Genomic DNA, 21894 nt, shown 5'->3' with positions numbered 1-21894 from the left:
CTTACTTTACAGTTGCCGACGTATCAGCTGACCATTGTACCGCTACATCAGCGTGATAGCCAATATGCATTCAAACCAATGATGCATATTGGCATTTTATATTTAATACGTGAGTAGCCATCGCCGTCGGCAATTCACTGGATGAGACCGATCAGCGCGTGTTCAGCGCATCGGCAGAGGCCCGTCGCTCTCGCTCTCCGCCGACGAAACCACGCTGAAAACCGTGGTTTCGTCGGCGAACAACCAGGCCCGGCTGTATCCATCAACGACCTCGCCCGGGGTCTAATCTCTTTCCGTCTAAAGGACATCGCAAGTGGCAAATATGACCAGAAGGCACGTTCTCGACATGTACCAATCCGGCATTGTCACCGAGAGACCAGACGGAGACGAGGGAGCTACCGTTCGCGACGCTTCGTTAGACGGCGGTGTCGGCACCGAAATCGCCGCCGACGAAGGCCGTCGCGTTATCAACCTGCTCCGGCAAATTAACAAGGTCGGAGAGATGGAGTGCGTAAAGTCGCTCTCTGGCGGCCTGGGACGCGTCCTCTTCGCCGTCAAAGCTGGGCGCTTCAAAGAACATCCGTCCGGTCGATCTGGCCAAATCACCGTCACCGCCGAGTTGTGGATCACCCGTGTCCAGAGCGGCACGATGACCAAGATGACTGTGACGATCCGGCAGGTACCAAACGGAGCGTGCTGGTTAAATCTTCAAGCCAATCCCACTTCCCTGCTGATCGGTACGAACGCTCTTGCAGCCGCGCTGGGATCAGACCTGAAACGTGGGCAGGAGCGCCTCCAGGTGCTTCGCTTTCCCTTCGACGTGCTGCGTCAGATCCTCCGCGAGGCCGACCCCACATTCGATTGGTCATCGTCGACCAGCGGGCGTCTCCGTCGCCGTGACTTCGCGCTGCACAACATGCAGGTCGCCACCTACCTGCCGCTGGGTGAGGCCCCTCAGCTAGGCCGCTTCCTAAACCTCCTATATGCCGTCTACTGCACGCCTATCGTCGACGAGAGCTGGGGCACCCTTCGAATCGGGGAGTATTTCAAGGTGCGCGTCGATGCGATGATTGACGACGCGGGCCGAACCACCGGTGTCATGTTTCGGCGTACGGAGGATAAGGCGGGGCACGCTCTCGTGACCGTCAACTTCTACGACAAGCTGATCACACTCTCGGACCAAGAAAGGACGATGCTGCGAGCTAAGGACAAGCGCTTCTTGGAGGAGAACCTGCGCGTCGACATCACACTGCACCGGCCCATGTTGAAGCAGTTGGCGACAGTATCCGGAGTGGCCGATGCCTGCACCGCAGCAGGCTTCGCTCAGGCTGTGGCAACACTGGATATGCGCCGCAAGCGAGGCGATGGCCCAGGCTTCGACAAATGGCTGATGGGTCGCACGCTCAACGGATACCTCCGCCTCCCCGCTCTGCTGCGCTTTGACCCCGCACTTTGGGAGAGGGCAAAGCGGAAGCTGGCCGGCTACAAGCACCTCATGGCGGTCTGGGATCATTGGGTCGGCGGCAGTGCCGACACCGCTGCCTCGAACGGCCAAGCCCCTGGCGAGGACTGCGAACCCGTGAGCCTGCGGCAGCTACTGCAGACTCGGAACATTCCGGTAAGCACCATACGTTCAAATTTAGCTGCCGTCAGGAAGGTCGGCGTCGATCCCGAACTGCCGCCCATCGTGTTGCAGCGGATGGCCATGTTCTCCTCGGTCTGGGGCTTCACCGATGCTGAGGCTTCGCGGTTCGCGCGGGCCCTGGCCGAGGGCAACTCGAAAGAGCTAGATGTCTTATTGGGCCAGAGCAAGGAATTCCTACAGCAGGCGCGGCTCAAACATGAGCGTTTGGCCCGCTTGCTCGACCAGCCGGCTGCGGTCCCCGCCATTCGGGCGCGGGGACACAAAGCCAAACGGTTGCGCCAGAAGCGTAACGAGTAACGGGAGAGCTTCGCCGTCGTCTGGAAATTGCTCAGCTAAAGTGTTGGCGGGAGCGCGGCGTGATCAGCGGCTTTTGCGGCGACCTTCCCCGCGTCTCGGATGCTCTTGATCACGCCAATTTCACGGTAATCAGCGTCTTCCTCACCAAAGGCCCAGGGGGACGTTTCTGGGGCGAGCGCTTCACCCAAGCCATAGCCTGAAAGTGTGCGACTGCTCTCATACGCACGAAATTGCTGATAATCCCCAGCAGTTCGATGCCGGTGATGATCTCCATTTAGCCCCGGTTCTGATTAGCGCTCGTACAAGCGTTACTCAGGTCAGAGATCATTGCACCTTGAAGAGGCAGCCTTCTCGGAACCGATGCAATCTTCAGCTGCGGCACGCCAGCAGAACTTAGCAGCGGACATAGTGCATTTGTACCGAAATGCACTATTAGGCGGTCCGGTCGCCGACCCCCTCATGGCATCCAAGCAGGCTCAACAAACGTTCACGCCACGGCTAATTTGCTGCTGAGCAGCAAATTACAACTTCAGCCACGCCGCAACGCGGCGGGAGTGGCGTCGCGGTTAGTACGCGCACACGAATTCAAACAGCAGAAGGAAAAGGGTTAATGTCGGGAACCAAGCTTGACTTGAGCCGGCGCTTAATCGCTTTGCCTATCGGTGATGTTCGGACCGAGAGCGAAAGCGTTTTGGGGTCGATCTTCGCCGGCCGGCGCACGCTCGATGAAAGCACAGCTGAAGCAGTCCGCGCATTCGCAGCCAGCCACAACTGCTTGTTTCTTTTCGCCGAGTTCACCCGACATCCTCCAGCGTTTGAGAAACTCTCCAGTGACGGCACCCCCGTCGGCAACGACGACTGCCCCGCCTTAAAAAGCCGGAGGCGGCGCCGAGCTGCTCATTTCTAAAATGCGGCATCCGGCCCTTTGAGCCCGCCTCAAGATGGGGACGGAACAGCCGCAGGCGACCCAAAGGCGACCTTCCTGTCTGCTGCCGGCATGTCCGGGTCGTGTCCCGGGTGGTGGTGTAGGAGGCCCAGAGCCTGGGGCGCGTAGCGAAGCCCCTGGCTGAGCGGAGCGGAGCGCCCCAGGCGGCCACCGCGGTGATCTTCGGTAGGGTTGGGTTGTCGAGACCTGCAACCCCTGACCTTGGACCGACCACGATGACCGACGACAAGATCGCCCTTCGGCAGATGCTGGAGAAGGGCTCCGACGCGACCTTCCTGCGCGAGATGATCGGCTTCGCCGCCCAGCGCCTGATGGAGTTGGAGGTGGGCGAGGTGACCGGCGCCGCCCATGGCGAGCGCAGCCCGGACCTGCTGGTCCAGCGCAACGGCTACCGCGAGCGCGACTGGCAGACCCGGGTCGGCACCGTCGAGCTGCGGATCCCGAAGCTGCGGCGCGGCTCGAATTTTCCGGCCTTCCTGGAGCCCCGCAGGACCGCCGAGAAGGCGCTGACGGCAGTGATCCAGGAGGCCTACGTCCAGGGCATCTCGACCCGCTCGGTGGACGACCTGGTGCGCGCGATGGGGATGGAGGGCATCAGCCGGAGCCAGGTCTCGCGCCTCTGCGCCGAGATCGACGACCGCGTCCGCGACTTCCTCGCCCGCCCCATCGAGGGCGACTGGCCGTATCTCTGGCTGGATGCGACCTACGTGAAGGTACGCGAGGCCGGACGGATCGTCCCGGTCGCCGTCACCATCGCGGTCGGCGTCAACGCCGACGGGCGGCGCGAGGTCCTCGGCATGGCCGTCGGCAGTTCCGAGGCGGAGCCCTTCTGGCTGGACTTCCTCCGCAGCCTGAAGCGGCGCGGCCTGGCCGGCGTGAAGCTGGTCGTCTCCGACGCCCATGAGGGCCTGAAGGCGGCGGTGACGAAGGTGCTGCGCGCCACCTGGCAGCGCTGCCGCGTCCACTTCGCCCGCAACGCGCTAGCCCATGCGGGCAAGGCGCAGCGCCGCATCGTCTCGGCCTGGATCGGCACCGCCTATGCCCAGGAGGACGCGACCGCTGCACACGCCCAGTGGCGCACCGTCGCCGACCAGCTCCGCCCCAAGGTGCCGAAGCTCGCCACGCTGATGGACAGCGCTGAGGAGGACGTGCTGGCCTACATGCACTTCCCCGCCGCGCATCGGACCAAGCTGCACAGCACCAATCCGATCGAGCGCCTCAATGGCGAGATCAAGCGCAGGACAGACGTCGTCGGGATCTTTCCCAACGAGGCCGCCGTGGTCCGCCTCGTCGGTGCCATCCTGCTCGAGCAGTCCGACGAGTGGGCCACCCAGCGATCCCGCTACATGACCCTGGAAGCCATCAGCACCGTCAGCGATACTGCCAACGTCAGGCTCTCGGCCGTGCCCGCCTGACCCGGCGGCCCAACCCGCTGAGGATCATCGCGCTCCTACACCACGCGATGGGACACGACCCATGTCCGCTGTCGATGGGGGACCGGACATTGCTGACCAACAGACAAGATCGGCGGCTGTGCGCCCGGAGGCGACTCTCGTGTTCGTCGGCGAGATGTCCGGTCTTGAGGCACAAGCAGACACCGCCCGGTAAGCAGCCGGAATCGGAAGCTTCGCGCCCATTGTGGACGTTGAGACGGCCGGAGGTTCGGCCGCAAAGCGGACAGTCCCCGCAAGCGGCTGGAATGGGAACGTCGCCGTTCGTGGCGGGATAAGAGCTGTCCGCGCCGGAGAGCTCCCCACTTGATCAATTGACTTAGCTTGGTGGATCCTGGAAGCGGCCGTTTGCCGTATCGCCCTTGAGCGTCAGTAATCGGGAGGAAGGCGGAGGCTCGCTATTCCGCTACATAGGCGATACGATCGCGCCGTCAGGCAGCCCCTCGACCTGTTGGAACAGGCTCCAAGGCGCATCCCCTTGGGTCGCTGGGAGAGTGTCCGATCGGTAAAGATACTTGGCTCTCGCATCGTATCTGACTACTCGCGCTTGTTATGCAGCGTAGTTTGCGGCGATGTGCTCGGTTGGTGCCGCAATTGTCGGGGGTGGGGATGATTCTGAGAAAGCTCGCTGTTCGTAACTTTCGCAGGCTGCGGGACGTCGAAATCGATCTCGCCTCGGACATCTCGATTTTCGTCGGCGCAAACAACAGCGGGAAGACCTCTGTCGGGCACGCACTTCAGCTTTTCACGGGACGTGGTCGCTTCGACATCCATGATTTTAGCGCGGAACTCTGGTCCGATATCATCGCCTTCGGCGACGCGGTCGAAGGTGTGGCGTTGCCGATCATGCAAATCGACATCTGGTTCGAGATCGCTGCTACCGATGTCCATCGTGTCATTGACCTGCTGCCGAGCCTCGCTTGGGAAGGGTCGCTCGTCGGGATGCGCGTGAGCTACGCGCCGGTCGACCCGAACGCGACGCGCGACCGCTATCGCAAAGCACGCGAGCGCGCGCTGGAGGCCGTGCCGGTAAACGAGGCCGGGAAGCGCGATTACGATCCGTCACCGCGCAGCTTGCAGGACTTCTTGCGCGATCGCCTGAAGAATGAATATGAGCTTCGCCACTATGTCCTCGACCCCGCACGGGTAGGTCAGCCGGATTACCGGCCGATGGAGTTGACTGGCCGTGATCGCAGTGGTCGCGATATCCTAGCCAGCCTGTTGCAGATCGATTTCCTGCACGCCCAGCGTCACCTTTCTGATGGACCCGGCGGCGCACGTGCCGAAGAGCTCTCCCGCGTGCTCAGCCGATTCTATGCCCGCAATCTCGAACAGAAGGCGGAGGATCTCGAGACACTGCGCGCACTGTCGGTCTCCGAGATATCGCTCAACGACCATCTGAAGCGCGTCTTCGGGGACACGCTGCAGAGCCTTTCTAAGCTCGGCTATCCCGGCCTCACCAATCCGCGGCTGATCATCCGCTCGGCACTCGATCCGGCGCAGATCATGAGCAGCCGTGACGGCGCCCGCGTCCATTATGCGCTCGGGCCTGAGCCCGAGGAAGGCGATGAGACCGAACCGCCGACCTTGCCCGATCGCTACAACGGTCTCGGTTTCAAAAACCTAATCTTCATGGTCGTCGAATTGCTCGATCTCCACCAGCAATGGCTGGCAATCGACGACAATCGTCCACCCGTCCACCTAATCTTCATCGAGGAGCCCGAGGCGCATCTCCACGCCCAGCTGCAGCAGGTCTTCATCCGCAAGGTGATGAGCATCCTGAAGCTCAGAGGCGACGATCGTACCCATTATGCCAGCCAGGTCGTCGTCACGACCCATAGCACCCACATCCTCTACGAACGCGGCTTCCACCCGATCCGCTATTTCCGCCGCAGCCGCGCTGAAGCCATCTCGACCTCGGACATCGTCAACCTGTCGCTCTTCTATGACAGCACCGATCCCGCCGAGCGCAGCTTTCTCGAACGCTATCTGAAGCTGACGCACTGCGATCTCTTCTTCGCCGATGCCGCCGTCTTGGTCGAAGGCAATGTCGAGCGTATCCTGCTGCCGCAAATGATCGCCAAAGCCGCGCCGCGATTGCAATCGACCTATCTCACCTTGCTCGAGATCGGCGGCGCGTTCGGCCACAAGTTCAAGGCGCTGATCGAGTTTCTCGGTCTCACCACCCTGATCATCACCGATCTCGACAGCGTCATCGGGCCGGTCGTTGCCGACGAAGGCGAACCAGCCGAAGGCGGTGCCGCGGGCAATGTTTTTGATCCCGCCAACGGTGCTGCGGGTCCGTGTGCCGCCGCCGGTGCCGGAGATGGTGGGGATGGCGAGGCCGTCGCCAATGATTACGATGTTGACGACGAGGATGATGAGGAGCCAGTCGGCAAGCCAGGCAAATCTTGTGTCGCTGGTCATCCAGGCGCGGCAACGTCGAATCAGACGTTGCGGCAATGGCTGCCGAAATGCACGACGGTCGCCGCGCTTTGGGACGCTGATGAGGAGCAGAAGACCCAGCCTCGCGAAGGCGACAGCGATGCACTAGTGCGCGTCGCCTACCAATTTCCGGTCGAGGTCACCTGGGGTGAAGAGACTGAGACCCTCGCCGGACGCACGCTGGAGGAGGCGTTTGCGCTCGAAAATCTAGTCTGGTGTCAGGATATCGCGCGCAGGCCGCTCCAGCTGCGTATCCCCAAAAATGGCGAAAAGGATCTGACGACGCTGGTCACCGCGCTTCACAAGCGGGTCAACGGCAGCAGCTTCAGCAAGACCGATTTTTCGCTCGCACTGCTGGCCGAAGATCCGGATTCCTGGGTCGTCCCCGCTTATATCGCCAAGGGGCTGGAGTGGCTCCAGGACCAAATCGCACCTTCCGAGCCTGAGGCCGATGACGAGGCTCCGAAGCCACTCGCCGATCCGGTCGAGGAAGTGGCCGCAATCGTCGTGGCGGTTGTCGGCGTGGAGGAGGTCGCGTGACCAGCCGTATCGGTAGCCCCGATACCCAGGCGGACATCGATGTGCGCGCCTGTCTCGACCGCAAATCACCGCGTTCGTTCGTCATGTTGGCCGGCGCAGGATCGGGCAAGACGACGTCGCTCATCAAGGCGCTTGCGCATCTTGGCGAGACGCGGGGACCCGCGCTGCGTCGCGCCGGACAGAAGATCGCGTGTATCACCTATACCGAGGTTGCGGTCGCCGAAATCTCCGGCGATGTCGGCGTCTCGCCGCTGTTCCACGTCTCAACGATCCACAGCTTCCTCTGGTCGGTCATCCGGCCGTTCAAGACCGATATCGCCGCGTGGGTCGTGGTGCGGATCGAGGAGAAGATCGCCGAGAAGCGCGAACATTATGAAAAGCCTCGGACCCAGGCGAGGACGAAGGAGCGGCTCGAGCGGGAGATCACCGAACTCAAGCAAGAACTTGCTGCGATCGATCGGGTTGAGACATTCACCTACGGCACAGGCAGCAGCTACGTCGAGGGCATTCTCGGCCATGACGACATTCTGAAGCTGACCCCCGCCTGCGTCACGCAGCACCCGTTGCTGCGCCAACTGATCGCCAGTCGCTTTCCTTTTATCTTCGTCGACGAGAGCCAGGATACGAACCCGCATGTCGTCGAGGCATTGCGGCAGATCGCCGGCGAGCAGCCGCGGCTCTGTGTCGGTTTTTTCGGCGACCCCATGCAAAAGATCTATTCGACCGGGACCGGCGTCGTAGACCTGCTCGATGGCTGGACGGAGATCACTAAGCCCGAGAATTTCCGCTGCCCGACCAGCGTGCTCAGCGTCATCAATGCTGTCCGGCAGCCAGCGGATGGCCTGGAACAGACCCGCGGACGCACGCGTGTCGTCGGGGGCATAGAAGAACCGGTTTCAGGAACCGCGAACCTGTTCATACTGCCGGCCGATGGGCAGCGAACCGCGCGCCTGGCAGCGGTTCGGACTTGGCTTGCTGCGGAAACGGGCGACGACCTCTGGTTGAGCGACCTTCGCGATAGCGATGTCCGACTTCTCGTGCTGGTCCATCGCATGGCCGCCACCCGGCTCGGTTTCCCCAACCTCTATGCCGCGCTCAACGACAAGGCGCCGCAGAGCCTAAGCGAAGGGCTGGCAGACGGCAGCGCTTGGCCGCTACGGCCATTTGTTCAGCATATCCTGCCGATGGTGACGGCGGCACGGTCAAACGACCATTTCAGTGTCATGTCGATCGTACGCAGGGAAAGCCCGCGTCTGGAACCGGCGAGGTTGGCTGGGCAGGTGGTCAGCGAGGTGCTCGCGGCCTTGCAAGCGGCGGTCGTTCGGCTCGTCGCGCTGATGGCGCAGGACTTTCAAGCATCCGTCGGTGATGTGCTGCGCCATGTCCGTGACACCGAATTGCTGCGGCTCGACGATCGGTTCGCGCCGCATCTACTTGCCGAGCCCGTCGACGACGGGCACAGCGGTTTCGTGAATGTGCAAGCGCTTCTTGCCTGCGGCGTCGCTGAACTCTGGTCCTACCGACGCTATATTGAAAAGGAGTCGCCTTTTGCAACGCATCACGGGGTGAAAGGCGCGCAGTTCGAGCGCGTCCTGGTAGTTATAGACGATGAAGAAGCCGCCTATAACCTCTACTCTTACGGCAAGTATTTTGGTTTCCTCCCGCTCTCGGATCGGGATCAGGCCCATATCAATGCGGGCGAGGAGTCGGTGCTTGATCGCACCGGACGCCTATTCTACGTGTGCTGTTCGCGTGCCGTGAAGGATCTCGCCGTGGTTGTGTTTACGCAGGACGTCGAGGCTGCGCGCGCAGCGATTGGGCGCAAGAACCTGTTTCCCGATGCGGCGATCCACGGCGTCGGCGCCCTTTAATGAGCCCGTAAACCGCGCGCCGGCGGCGGAACTCGCTTCGGCGGCACTGGCATAGTGCGCTGTTTCCTGGTTCGCCGATCAGGCCAATTCTGACCTTCATGCTGCGAATGTCCGCTCTGGCGGTGAGGGCATCCGAAGCTGCCAGATCGCTATCGGCCAACCCGTGCTGCGATATTCCGTCGCACCTTACTCCGGGCCAATTCCGGCCCTGGAGGATAAGGCGATGGGACACTCCCAGTTTGACCCCGCAGCCCGTGAGCGTCGCGCTTGGAATGCTGGGCGTATCGTCGGCGCAAAACGTGCGCTGAAGCCTCAACAGGTATGGGCGATCCGATTCTGGCTCGATCGCGAGCGCCGCCTGCGGGACAGAGCGCTGTTCGACTTCGCGGTGGACAGTAAGCTGCGAGGATGTGACGTGGTGAAGGTCCGCATCGGGGACCTTGTCAGCGGCGGCCGGATCCGGACACGGGCAACTGTAGTCCAGCAGAAGACCGGCCGCCCCGTTCAGTTTGAGATCCTCGAACCGGCGCGGACGACCATCCTCGCATGGCTGGAACACCGGGGAGGCACGCTGGACGATTATGCGTTCCCCAGCCGCACCAACCACGCGGCACATATCAGCACCCGGCAGTATGCCCGGCTGGTGGATGAGTGGGTCACCGGAATCGGCCTCCGGTGCGAGGACTATGGAACGCATTCGCTGCGGCGGACCAAGGCGTCCATCATTTACAAGGCAACCGGCAACCTGCGGGGCGTTCAGATTCTGCTTGGTCATAGCAAGATCGAGAGCACGGTCCGGTACCTCGGCGTGGACGTCGAGGACGCCCTTCATCTCGCGGAGTGCACAGAGATCTGAGCGGCGGGCTGGCTCCAAACCAATAGAGGCTCGGGGCCAGCTTGAGCTGCGACGGTGCGCCCATGTCAGCCTTCCAGGGCGACTTGATCGTCGCCTGAAAGTTGACCTTCCCGACAACAGACGTCGATGCGCCTATGAGCCCATAGACGGCCAGCAGTCCGATACCGTACAAATAGTATCGGAGGTCGTCAGGCGCTCGAGTTTCGAGCACTACCAGGACTGCCGAGATGACGATTTGCTGGCGCGCGGCTTCGGTCTTGACCACGAAACCAGTAAGCGCCACTGCGGCGGCGGCGCAGCGACGGTCATTAGTCAATAGTCGAGGATGGGGCAGTACGTTGTATTCTGACGGACCGGAAGGATTTTATACCGACGATTTCATGTTCGATGTGATGGGCATCGAAGAGCTGCCGTCGGTCCTCTATCAGTACACGTCCATCGAGAGCCTCCAGAAAATTCTCGCCTCGCGAACGCTACGTTTTTCGCGCCTTGATACGGTAAATGATCCTGAAGAAGCAATGGCTTCGGATGTGCCGCTTGCCGCCAGCTCGGTGTTCGTATCGTGCTGGTCCGGCACGCAGGTTGAGCAGATCCCTATGTGGTCGATGTATGGCCAGAACTTCGGCGGCGTGCGGATCAAGCTGCCGGCCAACATGTTTGCCGGGCGCAAAGAGCCCATGATCTTCGAAAAAGGCGGCGCCCTACTCACAGTCGATGGCTGGTACACGATTAGCCGGAAGTCGCCGGCTATGGGCACGAACGGCTGCGCCATTATCGGCCCCAACAAGGTCTACTACTGCGATAATTCTGACTACCGGAACCGCAAGCTAGTCTATCGGCGCGCGGGCACAGCGCATTTCTACCCATACGATCTCGGCATGGTGAAAGGCTCGCACTGGTCCTACGAGCAGGAATGGCGTTTCAAGATCGCCGCGCTGGCCTTTGAGGCTCAGTTCCCGGACGACGACTACTTCAACAATGTGACGCTCGATCTCGAGGCTTACCCGGTGGAAGCCACTGCGCTGTTCATTCCGCTGGACCTATCCGCCTTCGATGAGCTCGAAGTGACGCTCGGCCCGAAGACCGATGACGCGGCCGTCGAGGAAGTCGAACGCATTCTCGCAGCCCACGCACCGAAGGCGACCCTGGCCCGGAGCCAGGTCCGCATTCGTTAGTCGTCCAGCTCCCTCCTAAGGCCCACCGCCAGGGGTGGTGAGGATAGCTGCTTCAGGTGCCGCGTGCGCTTCCCGAATTCGCGGCGGCGCAAGCTATACAAGCAATTAATGAGACCGATAGGAACAACCGCTTCCGCCGTCCTCCCGTCCCGAAGCGGCCATTCCGCTTCCGGCCAGACCAAGCCACAGTGTGCGAGCTCGGGCGGGCTGCTTCTATGTCCGCTCACGAAGGTAGAACAGCCACCCAGGTAGCGTGCCCTCAACAGCCGCTAACCGCCCATGTCGACCGTTCCAAATTGAATTCTGAAGCGGTCTCAGATGGGAGGCTGAGGTGCACCAGACTGGGGCTGAGGGATTTGGTCAGAGAAGTGCTACAAGTTTACGCTGACCATGGCTGTCGCCGTCGATGTACCGCTGGGTGGTCTCGATCGAACGGTGGCCAGCCAGCAGCTGGACGTCGCGCAAGCTGCAGCCGGCACGATGCGCGTTGCGGGCCGCGGCGGTGATGAAGGTTCTCCTGCCGGAGTGGGAGGAGCAGCCAGTCAGCTGCAGCTCTCGACAGAGCACGACAAACCAGTTGACGATGCTGTTCGGACGCATGCACCCGCCACGCGCCGAGCGGATGACGGCGCCAGTTGGGCCGGTTTGTCGCAGCAGCGCCACCAGCGCCTTTCGCAGCTCATCGTGAATGGGAACTCTGCGTCCGGAGCCCTTCTTGGCAATGGCGTCATGAATCGCAACGGTGTCGCCGACGCGATCTTTGGCGTCGAGGACCATTGCCCACTCGAGCCTAGCAATCTCACACGCCCGTAGCCCCGCACGGACGGACAGCAGGATGATGACACGGTCGCGCTCGGGGAAGCTGGACCGTCTTGCAAAGGCCAGCAGACTGCGGAGAGCTGAGGGCGTGATTGCTTTGGCCTGTCGACCAGGCATGATCGTCTCCAAAATCCAAGAATGGGTTGAGCAGGCGATGGGCAGGTCACGCCCGACGAGGGAGCGGCCGGCTGCGCCTTTGATGGACTGGGCCAGTGCTCAGTATTCCGACGCCAGCATGATGGTCAGCACACACCGCGTGACTCTGGGGTCTGTCGGGTCGTGCGCCATGGCGGTGAAATCCAACTCGTAGTAGTCAATTTGGAATATCAGGCGCTTTACGGCTGCCTCGAACAGCCCGCAGTCATGCTCTTGGTGCGGGTCATTCAGAGGTGAACGCGTCAAAATTCCGAAGGGCCTTTATGATGGCCGCTCCGGCCGAGGCAGGGAGTACGGCAATGCCGTAGGTGATAACAAGGGCGCCCTCCCTGCCTTTGACGCAGTATGTCGTTCAGCGCGCGAATACACGCAGTTCCGCAGCTCATTTGCAGCTCCACCTAAATCCTGAATGTCGATGAGTTTGAGGCCGCAGCGGGCGGTACAGCGCCCGCTGCTGGCTCTACTTAGTGGGGTAGATCAGCGCGAGTTCGTGGCGCTTCCGCTTGCGGAACCCCGTTTCAACCTCGTCAAGCCAGCAGATCGTGTAAACGTCGTCGATGATGGTCAGGATGACGGCCTCCCACCAACCTTCTGTGGCACCTTGTCGGTTGTACTCGGGGGACAACACGACATCCCTGACCCTGAAAGACGCCCAGAGTGGATCGGCCATTGCGATCCGGGCGGCGCTCACCTCCGGGTCTGGAACCCAGTTGGTGTGATCCCCCTCGAGCGTGGGCCTTACACCGCCCTCTGACGCCAGCGCCTGCAAATTCTCGAAGGTAGGTCGGCTGATGACGTTCAGGAGGACCCCACGTGTCGGGTGAAGCTGACCTTCTCGAAGGGAGGCTGCCAGGGCAGCCGCTGCTGGGCTGCTCACATCGATGATCAGTAGTCCGCAGTGATGCGCGACCCACGCGGCCAAAGCTGCGTCCGCTGGAGCAAACCGGGCTCCGACCGGAATCTTCCCGCCTCTTGGGACACCGAAGACAGCCACCGGTGGTTGCGCTGCCTCGGTTGGTGCTTTCTTTACCATAGGATCCTCTCAAACCAAAAAGGGACCCACAAGGGTCCCTGGTTATTGCCAAAAGCAGGCGCTTTGCCGCGATAGCGGTTAGTATTTCGGAAGCCCTGAACTACGAACCTCGGGACGGCTGGGTTATCGTGTTGCTAAGCACCGGCTCGCACACATTAGTTGATCTAAAACGCCCAGTCAAGGTATTTATTCCTATTATTTTGCCTTTTTTACTCTAGGTGGGTGCTTACTGGGTCAATCATATACTTTGCGGAAACCGTAAAAACCCGGATGGTGCAGAAATCCATGTCGTTACCGACGAGCCTCCCGGTAAGTTGGCGGCACGGACCGGGACGGGGTCGATGGAACATTCCGTTTTTGTTACATAGTCTTAGAGTCGGTCCGCGAACATTTTCAAGGTTGGCAGAGCCTTCGCATCATGAGGCGAATGGATGCGAGGCGGAGGAATGCGAGCGCGGTGCGGCTGAGGTTCTCCCAGTCCTTGGCGAAGCGGCGGCATCGATTGAGCCATGCGATGGTGCGTTCGACGACCCATCGCCGGAGCAGCACCTCGAAGCCCTGCGCTGTGTCGGAGCGCCTGACGATCTGGATCTGCACCTGGCGCAGCACGCGCTTCAGCGCGGCCTGGAACTTCGGCCCCTGGTAGCCGGCATCGGCGTAGAGCTTGCGCAGGAAAGGGAACATCCCGAACAAGGTCGCCATCACCAACACGCCGCCGTCACGGTCTTGCAGACCAGCGCTGTGCACCAGCGCGTGCAGCATCAGACCGAGCGTGTCGACAAGGACGTGGCGCTTCTTGCCCCTGAATTTTTTGCCGCCATCGTAGCCGTGCGGGTCGATCGAAGGCCCCCCTCTCATGTCCGTTTAGTCAAGCGATGAACAAGCTTTGCCGTTCCGCATTCGGCGGATGGGAGCGGCGACTTTGATGCGCGGGGTGGGAGGCGGAGCGGAACGGACGACGGTTGATCAAGCTCTCATTCGCGGGTTGGCTACCGCATGACCACGGTTCGTCGCGGGGCTGCCTCGGTCTTTTGTCGGGCGTGGATCGTGGATCCGCCCAGGGGGGCTCCCGAGGGTTCCCCTACCGCGGCCCCGCCTCCCGCCCTGCGCATCGGGTGGAGTGGATTGGGCGGTCGACGTCAGGCAGGGATGGGATGCACCTCCCGCCCGATTGCCCAGATAAAACCGAGCATTTCGCGCGCGATCGCCGTGACGACGACCTGCACCGGCTTACCAGCGGCCAGACGTCGGTAGCGGGCACAGAGCCGCACCTGCGCCTTCCAGGCGATCTCCCGCGCGGCCTTCTGCGCGGCGTCGACGCTGCGCTGCTTGAGCTCGCTGATGCGAGCCGGCCGGCGATAGGTCCAGGCGGCCTCGACCAGCGTCTTCCTGACTTCGCCGTTGCTCGTCTTGGTGATGCCGCCGCGGCGGGTCTTCGGCCCGCTCGAACGCTCCGAGGGAACCAGGCCGACATAGGCCATCAACTGCGCTGGGCTGGCGAACCGGCTGAGGTCGCCGAGTTCGGCCACCAGAATTACGGCGACGATCAACGCAACGCCGCGCATCGCCTGCAAGGCGATGACCAGCGGCGCGAGCGACCATTCCGCCACCTGCGCCTCAATCTGCCGGGTCAGGCGCGCGACACGTTCGGCGGCGGCGTCGACGGTGTCGATGTGGTCCTGCAGCACGATCTGCCCGGCAGGGTGACCAAAGCGCTGGCCGGCGAGCCAGGCCCGGTGCGTCCGGCTCCAGGGCCTGCCTTCAAACCTTCGGCCGTGCCGCAGCAGGAAGCCCAGCAGTTGCTGCCGCGCTGCCTTCCCGCTAGCGACTGCCGCCGCTCGCGCACGCACCAAGTCGCGCATGGCTTCGTGGCTGGTATCGGGCACCCAGACCGGCGTGAGCTGGCCCGCGCGGTGCAGGCTCGCCAGCATCACCGCGTCGCGCCGGTCCGTCTTGACCCGGTCGCCCGGCTTGCGTGGGATCTGCGATGGGGCGACGACGATGCAGTCGTGTCCCCGAGCAGACAGCTGACGGTGCACACCGTAGCCGCAGGGACCGGCCTCATAGCAAAACCGCAGGCTACGCCCGCCTTTCACAAGCTTTGCCACCAGCCGGTCGAGCGCCGCCGAGTCGTTCTGAACCTCGCCGAGGAACCGCACCTCCCCGTGTCGGCCCTCGTCGGCCACCGCCACCGCGATCGTCGCCTTGTGCACGTCCAGCCCTATGAAGCTGATATCCTCCGCCACGGTCCGCCTCCTGTGCCTGAGGCTCTGCGCAGGACCATCCGGCGCAATCCTCGAACCAGCACATTGTGAGGCGGGTCACCGCCTCACGCGGACATTTGGTCTTGTGACACTACACCGTCCCGCTCAAACGCACGGGCTCACTAGCACGAGTCCCTGCGCCTGCGCATACTGCAGCAGATCGCGACGCTGCAGGGGAGTGGGCATGCATCCGGACATCCGAGCCTATGACAGCGCCATCGAGGGGCGCGGCCTGACCGCGTCCCGCCCGATCCCGAAACACGCGGTGGTTTGGCGCCTCGCCGACGCCCCCGGCCGGCTCCTCACCTTGCGCGAACTCAAGCGGCTGCCGCCCGAGCAGCGCCATCTGGCCTATCGCTACAAGGACCGCCATTTCCTTTCGGAAGACGCCAGCCGATTCATGAACCATTCCTGCGAACCGAACACGGTCTGGGCCGACGACGAGACCCTAATCGCGGCGCGCGACATCGCGGCGGGCGAGGAGGTGACCTTCGATTACGCCACCTCCGACGTCCATGTTTGGTGGCGGGCCAAATGGCGCTGCCGCTGCGGCGCGCCCAGTTGCCGCGGCGTGGTCACCGGGCGCGACTGCCTCGACCCGTCCTTCGCCGCACGCCATCGTGGCCACTTGCCGAGCTGGACCGTAGCGTTCATGCGGCACCATGTGGGCCTGCGTGGCCGCCTTTCCTGGCTGCTCTATGCCGGGGCGGAGCTGGTCCGCCGGCTGCGGCCTGGCGGCACCTGATCAGATAACGCCGGCCAGGCCGCCTAAGCAGGCTTCTCAAATTTCCGTCACAAATCTATGCTATAGCAAGGTAAGTTGAGACTATTGTGAATCATGGGGCCGATTTCAGATCAGCAGTTTTCAAACGCGACTTAATCCAAAACGTCAACAGAGCCTAGTTCGCAGCCCAATCCGTCAGCGGCCCTGGCTGACGGTCGAATAGCTGCCGAAATATGCCGCCGAGTTCAACGATATCGAGCGCTGCTGGCGCGACCTGAACCGCCACCATCTCGCGCACCGGACCTTCGCCTCAGTCGAGCATCTCGACACCGACATCCACGCCGCCGTCACCGCCATGAACCACGAGCGCGTGCCGCTGTCGTGCCCCGACTTACGCATTGCTGCTTAGCGCCTTCACGATCGCCCGGACCTCGCGCAACAGCGCCCGGTCGAGCAGCGCCAGCGCCCCGAGATAGACGGCGGCGCCGAGCGGTGGCGCCAGGGCGATCACGAGCGCGGCCGGGAGGGTCTGGCCGGCCAACTCAAGCCATGCCAACAGCGCTGCCGCCATCGCGCCCGCCGCGGCGAGCGTCGGGCAGGTCGCGCGCAGTGATCGCAGGAGTGAGATTCCGCTCACACGGGCGACCAGCACGAGGCTGATGGGAGCCATCAACAGGGCCTGCAACGCCGGTGCGAGCGCGATCCCGGGCAGGCCGAAGGGGGCCAGCCCGACGAGGAGCAGGGCGAGCAGCGCCGCCGACAGCGCCGCGGCGACGAGCTGCCAGCCGACCCGGCCGAGGGCCTGGAGCAGCGCGCGGGTGACGTAGAAGGGCGGTGCGGCGAGGAGCGCCAGGGCGAGCAGGCGCAAAAGGATGCCGCTCTCGACCCAGGCCGGGCCTAGTGCCAGGCGCACGAGGTCAGGCGCCAGCACCGCGAGGCCGAGGCTGCAGGGCAGCGCTACCGCGAGCGCCAGGCGAAGCGCCGTCGTCGCCCCGGGTTCGAGCCGCCCTGGCACCGCGCGCAAGCCGGTGAAGGCCGGCAGCGCGACCCGGGCCAGGGCACCGAGCAGCAGCTCCTCGACCAGCTCGACGACCTTGCGCGCCATCTGGAACAGCCCGAGCGCTGCCGGCCCGAAGCCGACCGCGACGACCCAGCGCGACAGGAGATACTCGACCAGCTGGATCAGGCTCTCGCCGAACACGTGGCGCGCGAAGCGCAGGATCTCCAACAGATGCGGCCAGGACATGCGGCCGGATGGGCGCCAGCCGGCGGCGAGCGCGACGACGATACAGCGAGTCGCCGCGTCGGCGAGATGGTAGCCGACCAAGCTCCACACGCCGTGCCCGGTCACCGCCATGCCGATCCCGACGGCGCCGCCGGTGACCAAGGCGAGCCAGGAGGCGATGGCCAGGGGGGCGAAGCGCAGCTCGCGCTGCAACAGCGCATCGGGCACCAGCACCAGCGCCGAAAGCGGCAGGGCGAGCGCGAGCGGGCCGAGCAGCGGCGCCGCCTCGGGGGTGCCGAAGCCCGAAGCGAGCAGTGGCGCCAGGGCGGTGATCGCCGCGAAGAGGCCGAGCCCGAGGGCGCACAGCGCGAAGAACACCGAATCAAGGTGCCGCGGATCGAGCACCGGGCAGGCGATCAAGGCCTCGCGCCAGCCGCCGTCAGTGATCAGCACCTCCGACGACGCGGTGACGATGAGCGCGGTTGCCAGCAGGCCGTAGGTCTCGGGCCCGAGCAGGCGGGCGAGAACGAGAAACACCACGAGCTGCAGGATCTGCCTGCCCCAGCTCGCCGCCGCGGCCCAGGCGGTGCCGCGCGCGATGCGGTGATGCGTTGGGGCGGCTGCCGGCTCCATGGTATGCAGTTCATTCATTGCGTAGTCGAGGACGGCGACCATTCCGTTGCCGTTGCGTGGAGGTGGGAAATCGGGCAGGAGAGAGCAAGTAGATTACCCTTTTCGACGCCGTGACCTAGGCGAAAGGCTCATTCATGAGGATCGTGATTCTCGGAGGCGATGTCGACAATAACTTGGGCGATCAAGCGATCCTCCAGGCCACGTGCCAGGAGTTGAAGTGCCGATGGCCCGAGGTCGAGATCGCGGTGGTCTCGCGTCATGGCGAGCGGGCGGGGCGCCAGCTCGGCGTGCGGGCGCTGCGGCCGGGTCTGGCCGGCCTGCCGGCGCTCCTGCTCGCCGCAGCCCGGGCCGATCTCGTGCTGTGCGGCGGCGGCGGCCTGTTCCAGGACGACGACAGCCTGATCAAGATGCCTTACTGGGCGCTGCGCCTCCTCCTCATGCGCCTCGTCCAGCCGCGCATCGCCGGCTATGCGCTGGGCGTCGGCCCCTTGCGCGCCCACTCCAGCCGCTTGGCCGCGCGTCTCGCCTTCGCCTGCATGAGCACCGTCTCCGTGCGCGACGGCGAGGCCGCCGCGGCCGCCCGCCCCTTGACGGCGCGCCCGGTCGCGCTGCTGGCCGATCCGGCCTTGCTCTTGCGCCCGGCTCGGCCGGAACGGGCCGCCGCCTACCTCGCCGACCACGGGGTGCCGCAGGACGGCCGGCCGCTGATCGGGGTGGCACCCCGGCGCTGGTTCCCACCGGCGCCGCGCCTCATCCCGCACCGCCTCGCCCGGCGCCTCGGCCTGCCCGATCCGCAGGCCGGCCCGCAAGGCGAGCGGCTGCTCGACCTCCTCGCCCGCCTGCTTGACCGGATGGTCGAGCGGCACGGCGCCCACATCGTCTTCCTGCCCACATACACCCTGGCCCACGAGGCCGACGACCGCTTGGCCGCCGGCATCCTCGCCCGCATGCGGCGCAAGGCCGGGCAGGTCCTGCGGATCGACGACCCGCCCCTCTACCAGGCGGTGACCGGGAAGCTGCAGGCGATGCTGGGCGGCCGCATGCACCCGACCATCCTCGCCGCCAGCATGGGCACGCCGGTGGTCGGCCTCGCCTACAACCCGAAATTCCAGGGCCTGTTCGACCTGCTCGGCATGCCCGAACAGGTGCACGACGTCGCCGGCTTCGTCCGCGAAGGGCGGGTCGACGCCCTCGCCGCCAGCCTGGAGGCGGCGCTCGCCGGCCGTCGGGCTGACCCGGAGCGGATCGAGGCCCTGGCCGCCGGCGTGCGTGGCTTCCTCGCCGCCCGCCTCACCGAGGCCCGAACTGCCGGCCGGGCCTTCGCGACATGAGCCTTGCCGGCAAGCTGGACGCGATCGGCCGCCTCGCCTGGAGCGGCCGGCTCGACCGCAACCGCCTGGAGCGGCTGCAGGCGCGACGCCTCTCCCGCCTCCTCACGCACGCGGCTTCGACCGTGCCCTATTACCGCGACCTCTTCGCGCGCAGCGGGGTGGCGCCGGGGGACGTGCGCGGCCCGGCCGATCTCGCAAAGTTGCCGATTTCGACCAAGGCGGACCTCCAGGCGGCGGGGCTCCCGGCCCGGACCAGCACCGCCTTCGCCCCTTGCGGGCTCCAGAACGCGGTCACCAGCGGCTCATCCGGCCGTCCGTTCACCGTGCGCTACGATCCGGGCTTCGTCGACCTGCGACAGGCGGCGTTCCTGCGCGCGATGCGGGCGGCGGGCTACCGGCCGGGGCAGCGGGTGATGCTGCTCAGCAATGGAGAGCGCCGGCCGCCACCGCGCTGGCTGCGCTGGCACCACATCCCGAGTGAGCAGACGCCCGAGGAGCATCTGGGGGCCTATCTGGAGCTGCGGCCGGCGATCCTCTACGGCTTTCGCACCCCCTTGGCCCAGCTCGCCCTAGCGGCGCGGCCGCTGGGTGACGCGCTGCACCGACCCCGCGCCGTGGTTAGCACCGCCGAGAGCCTGGACCGCCCGACCCGGCGCCTGCTCGGCGAGGTGTTCGGCGCCCCGGTCCACGACCTCTACGGCATGACCGAGACCGGGCTGCTCGGCTGGCAGTGCACCCCTGGCGGGGCCTATCACTTGGCCGAGGACGTGACCATCGTCGAGCTCCTTACCGTTCCAGGCCAAGCGGCGCGACGGATCGTGGTCACCGTGCTCGGCCTCCTCGGCACTCCGATGATCCGCTACGACACCGGCGACCTCGCCGTGGCTGGGCCGGACAGGCCCTGTGACTGCGGCTGCACCCTCGCCCGCGTGCTGCGCATCGAGGGGCGGCTGGTCGACTGCGTGCACCTCCCCGGCGGCAGCCTTCTCTCGCCCTACCACCTGACCGAGCCGCTCGAGGAGCGGCTCGCCGGGATCGACCGCTTCCAGGTGATCCAGGAAGCCCCAGACGCGGTCACCGTGCGCCTCCAGGGGCCACGCGCCGACACGGCCGCCGTGGCGCGCGAGGTCGAGGCGCTGCTCCGGCCGATCCTCGGCCACGGCATGGCGATCCGGGTCGTACGGGCACCTTCGCTCGACCCGCCGCCCGGGCACAAGTTCCGAGCGGTCGAATGCCGCCTCGATCGGAGGTCGACAGGATGAGGATCCTTACTCTCAACTACGAATATCCCCCGGTCGGCGGCGGCGGCGCCACCGCCTGCCAGGCGCTCGCCGAGGCGCTGGTCAAGGCCGGGCACGAGGTCGAGGTGGTCACCTCGGGCATGGCAGGGCTGCCGGCCCTGGAGGTCATCCGCGGCGTGCGCATACACCGCTTCGCCTGCCTGCGCCGCCATCGACATTCGAGCACCGCGGCCGAGCTCCTGACCACGATCTGGCCGACCTGGCGGACGGCGCTCGTCCGGCACGCTGCCCAGCCCTTCGATCTGGTCCACTGCCACTTCGTCGTCCCAAGCGGGATTGTCGCCTGGCTCTTGCGCAGGCGCACCGGCCTTCCCTACGTGCTCACCGCGCACGGCTCCGACGTGCCCGGCTACAACCCCGACCGCTTCGAGTTGCTGCACCGCCTGATCGCCCCCGCCTGGCGACGCATCCTCGAAGGTGCTGCGGCGGTGACCAGCCCGTCCGACTTCCTCGCCAGGCTGATCGCCCGTCACGGCGGGCCGACGGCGGTGGTGATCCCGAACCCGCTCGACATCCCGCCAGCCCCGGTGGTCGAGCGCCACGACCGCATCCTCGTCGTCAGCCGCCTCGTCGCACGCAAGGGTGTGCAGCATCTGATCGAGGCCTTTCCCGACCTGCCGCCCGGCTGGGAGCTGGTGATCGCCGGCGACGGGCCACATCTGCCGGCGCTGCGCGCACTGGCGAGGGATCGAGGCGTCCCCGCCCGCTTCCTCGGCCTCGTCGCGCGCGAGGAGCTGCCGGCGCTCTACGCCTCGGCCCGACTGTTCGTCCTCCCCTCCCTGCAGGAGAACTTCCCCATGGTCCTGCTCGAGGCGATGCAGGCCGGCTGCGCCGTGGTGACGACGCGCACCGAGGGCTGCCTCGAGGTGGTCGGCGACGCCGCGGCGCTGGTTGAGCCCGCTTCCGCCGCCTCGCTTCGGCAGGTGCTCACGCCCCTGATGCAGGACGAGGCGGCGATGCGCGAACTCGGCCAGCGTGGCCGCGCGCGGGCCGCGAGCTTTACCGCACCGGAGGTCGTGCGCGCCTTCATCCAGTTGTTCGAGCACTGCCTCGCCGTGCGCCGCCGCGGCTTGCCGGCCAGCGAGGCCTTGTTCCTGCCCGCCCTGCGACCGCTGCCTGTCGACGACCGCGAGTAGGGCCGTGCGGCTCTGTTGCACAGATGGCCGGAAGGGGATTCATCTC

Annotated in this window: 18 protein-coding genes and 1 pseudogene; 12 read left to right on the top strand and 7 right to left on the bottom strand. The window is 64.8% G+C overall.

Features of this window, described 5'->3' with window-relative positions; all coding sequences use genetic code 11:
* The first annotated feature begins 313 nt into the window (after window positions 1–313).
* Window positions 314–1942, top strand: coding sequence for a hypothetical protein (locus ACFHPP_RS03720; RefSeq protein WP_437161914.1), 1629 nt, complete (start codon window positions 314–316; stop codon window positions 1940–1942).
* A gap of 109 nt (window positions 1943–2051) precedes the next feature.
* Here ACFHPP_RS03720 and ACFHPP_RS03715 read toward each other — a convergent pair whose 3' ends face one another.
* Window positions 2052–2216, bottom strand: coding sequence for a hypothetical protein (locus tag ACFHPP_RS03715; RefSeq protein WP_437161913.1), 165 nt, complete (start codon window positions 2214–2216; stop codon window positions 2052–2054).
* A gap of 336 nt (window positions 2217–2552) precedes the next feature.
* On the opposite strand from ACFHPP_RS03715, the gene ACFHPP_RS03710 reads away from it, so the two are divergent.
* The 6 genes from ACFHPP_RS03710 (at window position 2553) to ACFHPP_RS03685 (ending at window position 11226) form a co-directional block, all read left to right on the top strand.
* Window positions 2553–2849 carry a hypothetical protein gene (locus ACFHPP_RS03710; protein WP_437161912.1) on the top strand — a complete coding sequence of 99 codons (297 nt, stop codon included), beginning with the start codon at window positions 2553–2555 and terminating at the stop codon, window positions 2847–2849.
* 254 nt (window positions 2850–3103) lie between these two features.
* On the top strand, window positions 3104–4303 hold the full coding sequence (locus ACFHPP_RS03705) for an IS256 family transposase (RefSeq protein WP_437161911.1): 1200 nt from the start codon (window positions 3104–3106) through the stop codon (window positions 4301–4303).
* 621 nt (window positions 4304–4924) lie between these two features.
* Entirely contained in the window at window positions 4925–7324 is a 2400-nt protein-coding gene (locus ACFHPP_RS03700; RefSeq protein WP_437161910.1) for an ATP-dependent nuclease, read from the top strand.
* Window positions 7321–9195: a UvrD-helicase domain-containing protein gene (locus tag ACFHPP_RS03695; RefSeq protein WP_437161909.1), complete on the top strand. Its 1875-nt coding sequence runs from the start codon at window positions 7321–7323 to the stop codon at window positions 9193–9195. Before ACFHPP_RS03700 ends, ACFHPP_RS03695 begins: the two co-directional genes overlap by 4 nt.
* A gap of 223 nt (window positions 9196–9418) precedes the next feature.
* Window positions 9419–10051, top strand: coding sequence for a tyrosine-type recombinase/integrase (locus tag ACFHPP_RS03690; protein ID WP_437161908.1), 633 nt, complete (start codon window positions 9419–9421; stop codon window positions 10049–10051).
* A 227-nt stretch (window positions 10052–10278) separates the two neighbouring features.
* A complete protein-coding gene (locus tag ACFHPP_RS03685; RefSeq protein WP_437161907.1) occupies window positions 10279–11226 on the top strand; it encodes a DUF2971 domain-containing protein in 948 nt (315 codons plus the stop codon).
* A gap of 360 nt (window positions 11227–11586) precedes the next feature.
* Here ACFHPP_RS03685 and ACFHPP_RS03680 read toward each other — a convergent pair whose 3' ends face one another.
* From ACFHPP_RS03680 to ACFHPP_RS03660, 5 genes and pseudogenes are all read right to left on the bottom strand, one after another.
* A complete protein-coding gene (locus ACFHPP_RS03680; RefSeq protein WP_437161906.1) occupies window positions 11587–12162 on the bottom strand; it encodes a tyrosine-type recombinase/integrase in 576 nt (191 codons plus the stop codon).
* A 99-nt stretch (window positions 12163–12261) separates the two neighbouring features.
* Window positions 12262–12447: a DUF3768 domain-containing protein gene (locus tag ACFHPP_RS03675; RefSeq protein WP_437161905.1), complete on the bottom strand. Its 186-nt coding sequence runs from the start codon at window positions 12445–12447 to the stop codon at window positions 12262–12264.
* 214 nt (window positions 12448–12661) lie between these two features.
* Window positions 12662–13234: a hypothetical protein gene (locus ACFHPP_RS03670; RefSeq protein WP_437161904.1), complete on the bottom strand. Its 573-nt coding sequence runs from the start codon at window positions 13232–13234 to the stop codon at window positions 12662–12664.
* Window positions 13235–13627: 393 nt separating this feature from the next.
* A pseudogene (locus ACFHPP_RS03665) lies at window positions 13628–14089 on the bottom strand (IS5 family transposase); the annotation flags it as partial.
* 284 nt (window positions 14090–14373) lie between these two features.
* A complete protein-coding gene (locus ACFHPP_RS03660) occupies window positions 14374–15480 on the bottom strand; it encodes an IS110 family transposase (protein ID WP_437161903.1) in 1107 nt (368 codons plus the stop codon).
* Window positions 15481–15682: 202 nt separating this feature from the next.
* Here ACFHPP_RS03660 and ACFHPP_RS03655 point away from each other — a divergent pair, with 202 nt between their 5' ends.
* Complete coding sequence (locus tag ACFHPP_RS03655; RefSeq protein WP_437161902.1) at window positions 15683–16243, top strand: SET domain-containing protein; 561 nt, start codon at window positions 15683–15685, stop codon at window positions 16241–16243.
* A gap of 202 nt (window positions 16244–16445) precedes the next feature.
* Complete coding sequence (locus tag ACFHPP_RS03650; protein ID WP_437162086.1) at window positions 16446–16631, top strand: transposase; 186 nt, start codon at window positions 16446–16448, stop codon at window positions 16629–16631.
* Here the strand turns inward: ACFHPP_RS03650 and ACFHPP_RS03645 are convergent.
* Complete coding sequence (locus ACFHPP_RS03645) at window positions 16614–18122, bottom strand: oligosaccharide flippase family protein (protein ID WP_437161901.1); 1509 nt, start codon at window positions 18120–18122, stop codon at window positions 16614–16616. The genes ACFHPP_RS03650 and ACFHPP_RS03645 overlap by 18 nt on opposite strands.
* Before the next feature lie 92 nt (window positions 18123–18214).
* Here ACFHPP_RS03645 and ACFHPP_RS03640 point away from each other — a divergent pair, with 92 nt between their 5' ends.
* Genes ACFHPP_RS03640 through ACFHPP_RS03630 form a run of 3 tightly spaced genes read left to right on the top strand, consistent with a single transcriptional unit; the run spans window position 18215 to window position 21848 of the window.
* Entirely contained in the window at window positions 18215–19411 is a 1197-nt protein-coding gene (locus ACFHPP_RS03640) for a polysaccharide pyruvyl transferase family protein (RefSeq protein ID WP_437161900.1), read from the top strand.
* Window positions 19408–20673, top strand: a complete 1266-nt coding sequence (locus ACFHPP_RS03635) for a phenylacetate--CoA ligase family protein (RefSeq protein ID WP_437161899.1) — start codon at window positions 19408–19410, stop codon at window positions 20671–20673. The genes ACFHPP_RS03640 and ACFHPP_RS03635 overlap by 4 nt, the downstream gene beginning before the upstream one ends.
* Window positions 20670–21848 (top strand): glycosyltransferase family 4 protein, encoded by a 1179-nt coding sequence (locus tag ACFHPP_RS03630; protein WP_437161898.1) that lies wholly within the window; start codon window positions 20670–20672, stop codon window positions 21846–21848. Before ACFHPP_RS03635 ends, ACFHPP_RS03630 begins: the two co-directional genes overlap by 4 nt.
* Window positions 21849–21894 lie beyond the last annotated feature (46 nt).

This window comes from Falsiroseomonas sp. E2-1-a20 (genome assembly GCF_051433195.1).
GTDB lineage: Bacteria > Pseudomonadota > Alphaproteobacteria > Acetobacterales > Acetobacteraceae > Falsiroseomonas.
Note: the sequence above shows the minus strand (reverse complement) of the source record. Positions and strands in the feature narration are given on the sequence as shown.

Excerpts from the sequence above, each read along its gene's own strand:
- ACFHPP_RS03670 (WP_437161904.1), bottom strand. The coding sequence starts at position 13,234 with ATGGTAAAGAAAGCACCAACCGAGGCAGCGCAACCACCGGTGGCTGTC.
- ACFHPP_RS03645 (WP_437161901.1), bottom strand. The coding sequence starts at position 18,122 with ATGGTCGCCGTCCTCGACTACGCAATGAATGAACTGCATACCATGGAG.
- ACFHPP_RS03655 (WP_437161902.1), top strand. The coding sequence starts at position 15,683 with ATGCATCCGGACATCCGAGCCTATGACAGCGCCATCGAGGGGCGCGGC.
- ACFHPP_RS03640 (WP_437161900.1), top strand. The coding sequence starts at position 18,215 with ATGAGGATCGTGATTCTCGGAGGCGATGTCGACAATAACTTGGGCGAT.
- ACFHPP_RS03715 (WP_437161913.1), bottom strand. The coding sequence starts at position 2,216 with ATGGAGATCATCACCGGCATCGAACTGCTGGGGATTATCAGCAATTTC.
- ACFHPP_RS03680 (WP_437161906.1), bottom strand. The coding sequence starts at position 12,162 with ATGCCTGGTCGACAGGCCAAAGCAATCACGCCCTCAGCTCTCCGCAGT.
- ACFHPP_RS03710 (WP_437161912.1), top strand. The coding sequence starts at position 2,553 with ATGTCGGGAACCAAGCTTGACTTGAGCCGGCGCTTAATCGCTTTGCCT.
- ACFHPP_RS03635 (WP_437161899.1), top strand. The coding sequence starts at position 19,408 with ATGAGCCTTGCCGGCAAGCTGGACGCGATCGGCCGCCTCGCCTGGAGC.
- ACFHPP_RS03630 (WP_437161898.1), top strand. The coding sequence starts at position 20,670 with ATGAGGATCCTTACTCTCAACTACGAATATCCCCCGGTCGGCGGCGGC.
- ACFHPP_RS03685 (WP_437161907.1), top strand. The coding sequence starts at position 10,279 with ATGACGATTTGCTGGCGCGCGGCTTCGGTCTTGACCACGAAACCAGTA.
- ACFHPP_RS03690 (WP_437161908.1), top strand. The coding sequence starts at position 9,419 with ATGGGACACTCCCAGTTTGACCCCGCAGCCCGTGAGCGTCGCGCTTGG.
- ACFHPP_RS03705 (WP_437161911.1), top strand. The coding sequence starts at position 3,104 with ATGACCGACGACAAGATCGCCCTTCGGCAGATGCTGGAGAAGGGCTCC.